Here is a 6,633-nt window from a genome sequence, read left to right on the forward strand (position 1 = left end):
TTTACACAAAAAATTTGACACTCCCGTGACTTCTCTGAACAATCCAAACTCCACGAATGGCTCTTTAATATGTCTCTCCCATAGAATAAACAAACCTATGCAAATCGCCGATCCAATAGTTAAACCTATGCTCCATTTGGAGGTCCACCCCATGTCATAGCCCTTAATTAAAACATAGGTTAATTGAACGATTCCAGCTAGGAATAACACTAAACCCAATACATCAACTCTTTTAGAAACAGTAGCATCATAGGACTCATCAAAACAGGTAGTAATTAGAATAAATGTTAAAATTACGATTGGTAAGTTGATAAAGAAGATATATTTCCATGTAAAATACTGCAAGACAAGACCACCAATTGGCGGCCCTGCAGCAGCCGCTACAGCTGTCACAGCACCAATTGTACCAACTGCATCAGTGGCTTTTTCCCGACCAAACAAACTAACAGACAGCGGTATCATAATGGGTGTAACAATAGCGCCGCCAAGGCCTTGCATGAATCTAACGGCAATTAGGAAAATTAGGTTCTCAGATAAGCCGCATAATAGCGAACCAATACCGAATAGGCCTAAGCCTAACCGCATTATCTTTTTGCGACCAAATTGATCCCCAAATTTTGCGGCTGGGATAATAAATACAGACATGGCCAAAACATATATAGTGCTTATCCAGTTTGTATTTGTTACGCTGGCGTTAAAATATTTTGTGATGTCTGGCAGTGCAATATTTGTTATCGTTGTATCCAACGTGACAATAAACATAATCAGACAAAGGGCGCTTAACCCTAACCGTCCACGTAAGCTTTTCATCAGAATCCCCTCAATTCAAGATTAATTGCTTATTTTTCTTCTTTACGTAGATAATCAGACCGCTTTCTAAACAGGAAGACCGTCAGTAACATCACCCCCGTAAATGGCATAGCCATCTGATATGGTCGGATAAAGGCATGGGTCAGCTGGTGCTTGGTTTCATGTCTAATGGCCGCCACTTCAGTTGTTAAAAGTTGATTGTCACGGGTGACTTGTTGTGTGACGGATTGACTGACCCGTTGGTAAATCGCTCGCTTGACCGTGACCGGTGCTGCCGTCAGTTGGTGTTGCTGCAATGTCCGCTGGTAGTTTGACCGAATCAGTCTCTGAGTTTTAGCTGAGCTGATAAATATCGTTTGCCCATGTTTAGGCGTTTGTTCCGTCGCTAATTGGGACTTGACCTGCGTCAGCGTGTCACTTTTTACTTTGGCAGAAACGGGTAACGCCTCAACCCTGTTCTGCGAATACAACCAAACGTTGGTTTTCGCCGTCACGAGGTTAGCAGATAACGCGGATACAAAGATTGCCACTGCTAAAGACGTCCCGATCTGCCGGAAGACGCCAATCACACTTTGAGAAGCAGTTAATAGATTACCCGTAAAATCACCAGCTGCTAACACGGTGATGGGACCAATCACGACACCGTAACCAGTCCCGACTAAGAGCGCGGCTACACAGACCTGCCAGTAAATATTGGGATTCATCCAACTCAACGCCACGTAACCCCCAATCATCGACAAGCTTCCCATTAAAATGACCAACCGCGGACCAACTTTGCCTAAAAGCCAACCACTAATCGGTGACCAGATAAAAATCATCATTGAGGCGGGAGTGATCATCAGAGCGGCTAACAATTCTCCTTTACCTTGAACTTTGGTAAAGAAACTCGGCATCAAGACCAGCAATGCTACTAGGAAGATTCCCGACATGATTGTGACAATGGCCGATCCCACGAACTGCTTATCTTTAAATAGCGCTAATGGCACCATCGGCTGTTGCGCATGACTTTCAACGACAATAAACCCAATTAGTGACAGTACACTCAGTAAGATTAATCCCAGACATTGGTAACTCGTCCAGCCCCAGTCGTTCCCTTTGACTAAGAATAAAGTCAAACTAAACAACATGGTCATGGACAAAATCGTACCGCCCATATCTAGCTGTTCTTTTCGTTGCTTACGCTCGTGTAAGTCAAAGAGTCGCCAGCAAAGCCCCAATGCCAATAAGGTAAATGGCACATTAACCAGGAAAATTCCCCGCCAGCTAAAGAACTGCGTCACGACGCCGCCAATAGTCGGCCCCATTGCGGCTGCCAGGCCTTGCGTAACCCCCAATGTGGCGATTGCACTGGTCCGCTTGTCCATCGGTACACTCTGAATCCCGATGGTCATACTTGCTGGGAAAACAATTGCCGCCCCCAGGCTTTGAATTCCCCGCCCAACAATCAGCCAAGCCACACTGCCGGCTAGTCCAGAAAAAAGTGATCCCAGTAAGAATAAGCCGAGCCCTAATAGATAGAAACGGTGGCGCCCATAAATATCCGCCAATCGCCCCAGCGGAATCGTTAACGTAGCAAACAGAATGGTGTACAGGTTAAGTGCCCAAGATAATTGTTCTAGGCTGGTCGATAGGCCATTTTGAATTGCCGGTAATGCGATATTCATCACCGTTGTATCCAGAATACAGAGAAAAATACCAATGGCCATTGTGCCAACTAACGCTGTGGTCTTTTTCATCATAAACTCCCCCTCGTCAAGTGTTATCGTTAGTTTATGCGCATCGATCACGATAAACTAGATTTGGGTTACAGAAAGGGGGATGTTGTAACCGATGAATCCACATGAGCGTAAACAGCAAAATTTAGAAAATATCTATCGCGCCTTACTAGAGTTAATGATGGAAAAACCACTGGCGACGATTTCAATTACTGAGCTTTGCCAACGTGCACACGCTTCACGAACTTATTTTTACCGTCACTATCAAAACTTTGATCAAATTATTGCCGCCTACCAAACCCATAATATGCTGAGGTACTTGCGGCGCTTGCCCAGGACAGACCAGGTCACGCTCCCTGAGCTGATGACTCATTATTTTGAGCATACTAAAACGGAAACTGAGACTTATCAGCTCCTGATCAAAAATAATAAGCTAGACGTTTTAGTCAAAACCTTCCAAACTGTTTTTCAACTACTCATCAAGCAAGACCGTATCGGCGGACACGGCCCCAACATAACGAATCCATACTATCTCTTATTTTTCTCAGGCGGCGTGATCAATATCGCTGCCAACTGGGTTAGCAATGGCTGTGTCGAATCTCCCCAATATCTGGGGCAGATGATTGCTCACTTCGCATTAAGTCCTTCAAACTAGCAGGTAAGACAAATGAAGACGACTTTTCCGTATGGGTCGCCTTCATTTTTTAATTTATAAAATCCGTATGTAGCCGCGCCAGCTTTGATATGACGGACGATGTACGCTCCCACATTTCGTGTGCTTTATTGCAGACCATGATATACTATCTCCAACCTATTTTCACCGCTTACCAAGAATAAAGTAACTTATAAAGTAAACACGTGTATTTTAATTAATTACGTAATGAGGAGGAGTCGGAATCTAATATGAATTATGTCTTTGATGTTGACGGTACGCTAAGCTTTAACGGCACAAGCATCTCGGTTGAGATTATTGCAGGTCTAAAAGACTTAGAAAAACACGGTCATCAGGGGCTACTCCACAGACTCTTTTTAAGTCACAAGATTAATTAAAGTTCAGTCTGGAACCACGACTAATTCTTCAGAAAATCAATCAACAACTTATCAACATGCGCATTGTCATGAAGCTTGCTGTGCTGGGCATTCGGCCCAACAATCTTCCGCTCCTGATAAGATTTAGCTCGACCAGCAATCAAATACCGCAACGACTTTGAAGAAGCATTGCTGACGGAACCATCCGAATGAGACCCGTCGTTCTTGTCACCGTAAATGTTCAGTACGGCAATCTGATGCTTGGGGTACGTCTGACGCAGTGGCAGCAAGGCCTTATAGTCAGCCTGCATCTTTTTCGGTTTACCATTTGGTTGCAGCGTCATTTGATTTGGTTCATCACCCATTCCGAGAATGCCATTGAAGTGCCCAGCAATGTCAACCTGCTTCTGAAGCTTGGGTAGCTTATGCGAGTTATCCAGGAGATAATACATGATTGCCATATTTCCCATTGAATGACCGACCATGTTGAGTTTCTTCATCTGATACGTCTGTTGGAGCTTAATCACAGTTGCTTCAGCCCAGCGGCCCCACTGACGCGGATTAGAATTTCGATTGTCTTCAAATCCTACCTCGACGATTGGGTGATAATCCCCCTTCCGAAACTGACCGGACAAGGCAACTTTTCCATGTTTCGAAACGGTTGCCCGCACGATAGTCTTCGTCAGACCGGCATTTACCAACGACTGGGCCATCTGTTTTTCTGCACGATAGCTACTTCCCCAGCCATGGAAAAATAGCGTTGGTTCGTACTTACCGGAATTGGGTAGGTCGGACGCGGTGGTCGTGTGCTTATTGCCCGTGCCACAAGCTGATAGCCCCAGCACAAGTAGTCCGATACCCATGAACGTTAGTAATCTTTTTTTCATCAAAATAACACTCCCCCCAAGGTCAAAATTCAGATTGACTTCATAGCTCAAGTATAAGCCCCTCGTGTACCGCTAAGGCAACTCAATTTTACAATTAAATGGAATAAAAAAACTCACCGCCATTTGCAGTGAGTTCGCGTCGTTAAGCCTCTAACATTGTTACAAACCGATGATTCCAAATGCCCTCGTAAAAGGCAATGGTCTGTTCGGCCGTCATAAACTTATTATCTACGGTGGTTGTTAACCCCCGCGTCATTTGTAAGTCGTAGCCAATACCATGTGCCACCTTAGTTGTCGTGTCAACACAGTATTCGACCTGCGCGCCACAGATTTCCAAAGACTCGGCGGCAAAGCTCGTCAAAACGCGCCGTAAATTGGTGTGGTAAAAAGCATTCGCATGATTCTTAGAAACTAAGGGATCCGTGTCGCGATAATCCAGTTCGGGAATTAACTCCCAATCGTGGGTTCCTTTAACCAAGTCTTCGTCCGTATGCTGGACAAAGACAATCGGCTTTTTAGCCTTGCGGTACGCCGCAATTCTCGCGTTGACGCCCGCAATGACTTGGGGCATATTCACAGCGGTTTGTTCACCGTAACAAACACCGTTTTGAAGATCAATGACTAGTAAGACATCTGCCATGTTGATGGCCTCCTTCAGGAATCTTTCAGCTTAATTTCTATCATACGCTATTTGCGGAGGCGTTCAAACCACATCAGACTAGTTTTACATATTTTCTCTTTGTTCTACACGCAATCGGCTTGACCAAACGATTCCCAGTAACGAGATTGCTGCCGTTCCCACCATCGTTGCTTGAAATCCACTGGCAAAATTCGCGCCGCGGAACTGGTAAAAGATCATTACGGCAAGCGTTGTCCCCAGAGCACCGCCCAACAATCGGAAGACATTGTAAATTCCGGAGGCTTTACCAATCATTACCCGTGGCACCGCACCAATCACAGATTTTTGCAGGGCTGGTCCCGCCATTGACAATCCCACGCCCGCCAACATTAGCGGTAAGACGAACCACCCATAATTTTTATGTACAAGCACCGCAATTAGCAGGTAGCCAACGCCTTGGCAGAGCAGTCCTAACGTGGCAATCCAGCGCTCACCGAACCGATCAACGGCCCGTCCGGCAAACGGTGCAACGACGACCAACGTCCCCGTCCATGGTAACAGCTCCAGCCCAGCAACTAGCGCTGTGCTTTGTTGACTGGCCTGTAGATATTGCGGTAGGAAGAAGACCACGCCGTACATTGAGCCATACAGACAAGCCGTGGCGAGATTTCCCCCAGTAAAGGTTCTTTCTTGAAACAGGCTTAACAGCATCATCGGTAAAGCTTCGTGGGTCTGACGGAAAATGAACCAGGCACCACACCCCAAGCTGATTAACGCGATGATGAAGACAACCTCTAATTGGGCAAGGTCCGAGCTACTCGTTGTTGCCGACAACGCCCAAATAACACCGGCCATTGCAACAATAATTAAGACATTATCAACTAGGTTAATCGGATTGCTTTGCCCGTGGCTCTCTGGTAAGTGACGTCTTGATAGCCAGATAGCTACAACGCCAATCGGCACATTGATCCAGAAAATCCATTGCCAGGCTAATTTTGCGACGATGAGCCCGCCGAGCGAGGGACCGACAATCAGGGCCAAGCCCCCAATGCCACTCCAGATGCCTAACGCCCGTCCCCGTTGCGCCGGCGGCAAGGCATTGGTGAGAATAGCCATCGACATCGGCGTCATGACCGAGGCACCCAGGCCCTCAACAATTCGAGCAAGAATCAGCCACCCAATGCCACTGGCCAAAGCACAGAGGACTGAGCCAACTGTAAAAATCAGAATTCCCCAGTTATAAATTTTGCGGCGCCCCCAGCGTTCTCCTAGCGAGACACCGACCAGTATAACTGCCGCAATCGTAATGTTATAGGCATTCAGTGCCCACTGCAACGTGCTCACCGAAATCTGGAAATCCGTACGAATCGCCGTCGACGCAGTCGTTACAATCATCGCATCCATCATGGCCATGAAAAAGCCTAACGATGTCAGTGCAAGTATCCATCTCGAACTTACTGTTTCCCCTGTCATTTCCCCATCTCCCGTAATTGGCATATAGTTCAAATATCTTTGAACTATGTAAACATACCATTGCCGGAAGCTGCTGACAAGATGCTAAATCTAAAAAGGG

7 protein-coding genes are annotated in these 6,633 nt (G+C 46.2%); 2 read left to right on the forward strand and 5 right to left on the reverse strand.

Annotated features, from left to right (window positions below):
* Both FD07_RS11415 and FD07_RS11420 read right to left on the reverse strand, forming a co-directional pair.
* On the reverse strand, positions 1 to 810 hold an 810-nt coding region (locus FD07_RS11415), incomplete at its 3' end, for an MFS transporter (protein ID WP_057161951.1).
* 29 nt (positions 811 to 839) lie between these two features.
* Positions 840 to 2,549, reverse strand: a complete 1,710-nt coding sequence (locus FD07_RS11420) for an MFS transporter (protein ID WP_027825955.1) — start codon at positions 2,547 to 2,549, stop codon at positions 840 to 842.
* A 91-nt stretch (positions 2,550 to 2,640) separates the two neighbouring features.
* On the opposite strand from FD07_RS11420, the gene FD07_RS11425 reads away from it, so the two are divergent.
* A complete protein-coding gene (locus tag FD07_RS11425; RefSeq protein ID WP_020089324.1) occupies positions 2,641 to 3,180 on the forward strand; it encodes a TetR/AcrR family transcriptional regulator C-terminal domain-containing protein in 540 nt (179 codons plus the stop codon).
* A gap of 248 nt (positions 3,181 to 3,428) precedes the next feature.
* Positions 3,429 to 3,575 (forward strand): HAD family hydrolase, encoded by a 147-nt coding sequence (locus tag FD07_RS12410; protein WP_020089323.1) that lies wholly within the window; start codon positions 3,429 to 3,431, stop codon positions 3,573 to 3,575.
* A 20-nt stretch (positions 3,576 to 3,595) separates the two neighbouring features.
* Here FD07_RS12410 and FD07_RS11430 read toward each other — a convergent pair whose 3' ends face one another.
* From FD07_RS11430 to FD07_RS11440, 3 genes are all read right to left on the reverse strand, one after another.
* Complete coding sequence (locus FD07_RS11430; RefSeq protein WP_027825954.1) at positions 3,596 to 4,441, reverse strand: alpha/beta hydrolase; 846 nt, start codon at positions 4,439 to 4,441, stop codon at positions 3,596 to 3,598.
* Between the two features lie 142 nt (positions 4,442 to 4,583).
* Positions 4,584 to 5,081, reverse strand: coding sequence for a cysteine hydrolase family protein (locus tag FD07_RS11435; RefSeq protein ID WP_020089321.1), 498 nt, complete (start codon positions 5,079 to 5,081; stop codon positions 4,584 to 4,586).
* 84 nt (positions 5,082 to 5,165) lie between these two features.
* Positions 5,166 to 6,533, reverse strand: a complete 1,368-nt coding sequence (locus tag FD07_RS11440; RefSeq protein ID WP_027825953.1) for an MFS transporter — start codon at positions 6,531 to 6,533, stop codon at positions 5,166 to 5,168.
* Positions 6,534 to 6,633 lie beyond the last annotated feature (100 nt).

It is taken from the genome of Levilactobacillus parabrevis ATCC 53295, assembly GCF_001434055.1.
In the GTDB taxonomy this organism is placed as follows: domain Bacteria; phylum Bacillota; class Bacilli; order Lactobacillales; family Lactobacillaceae; genus Levilactobacillus; species Levilactobacillus parabrevis.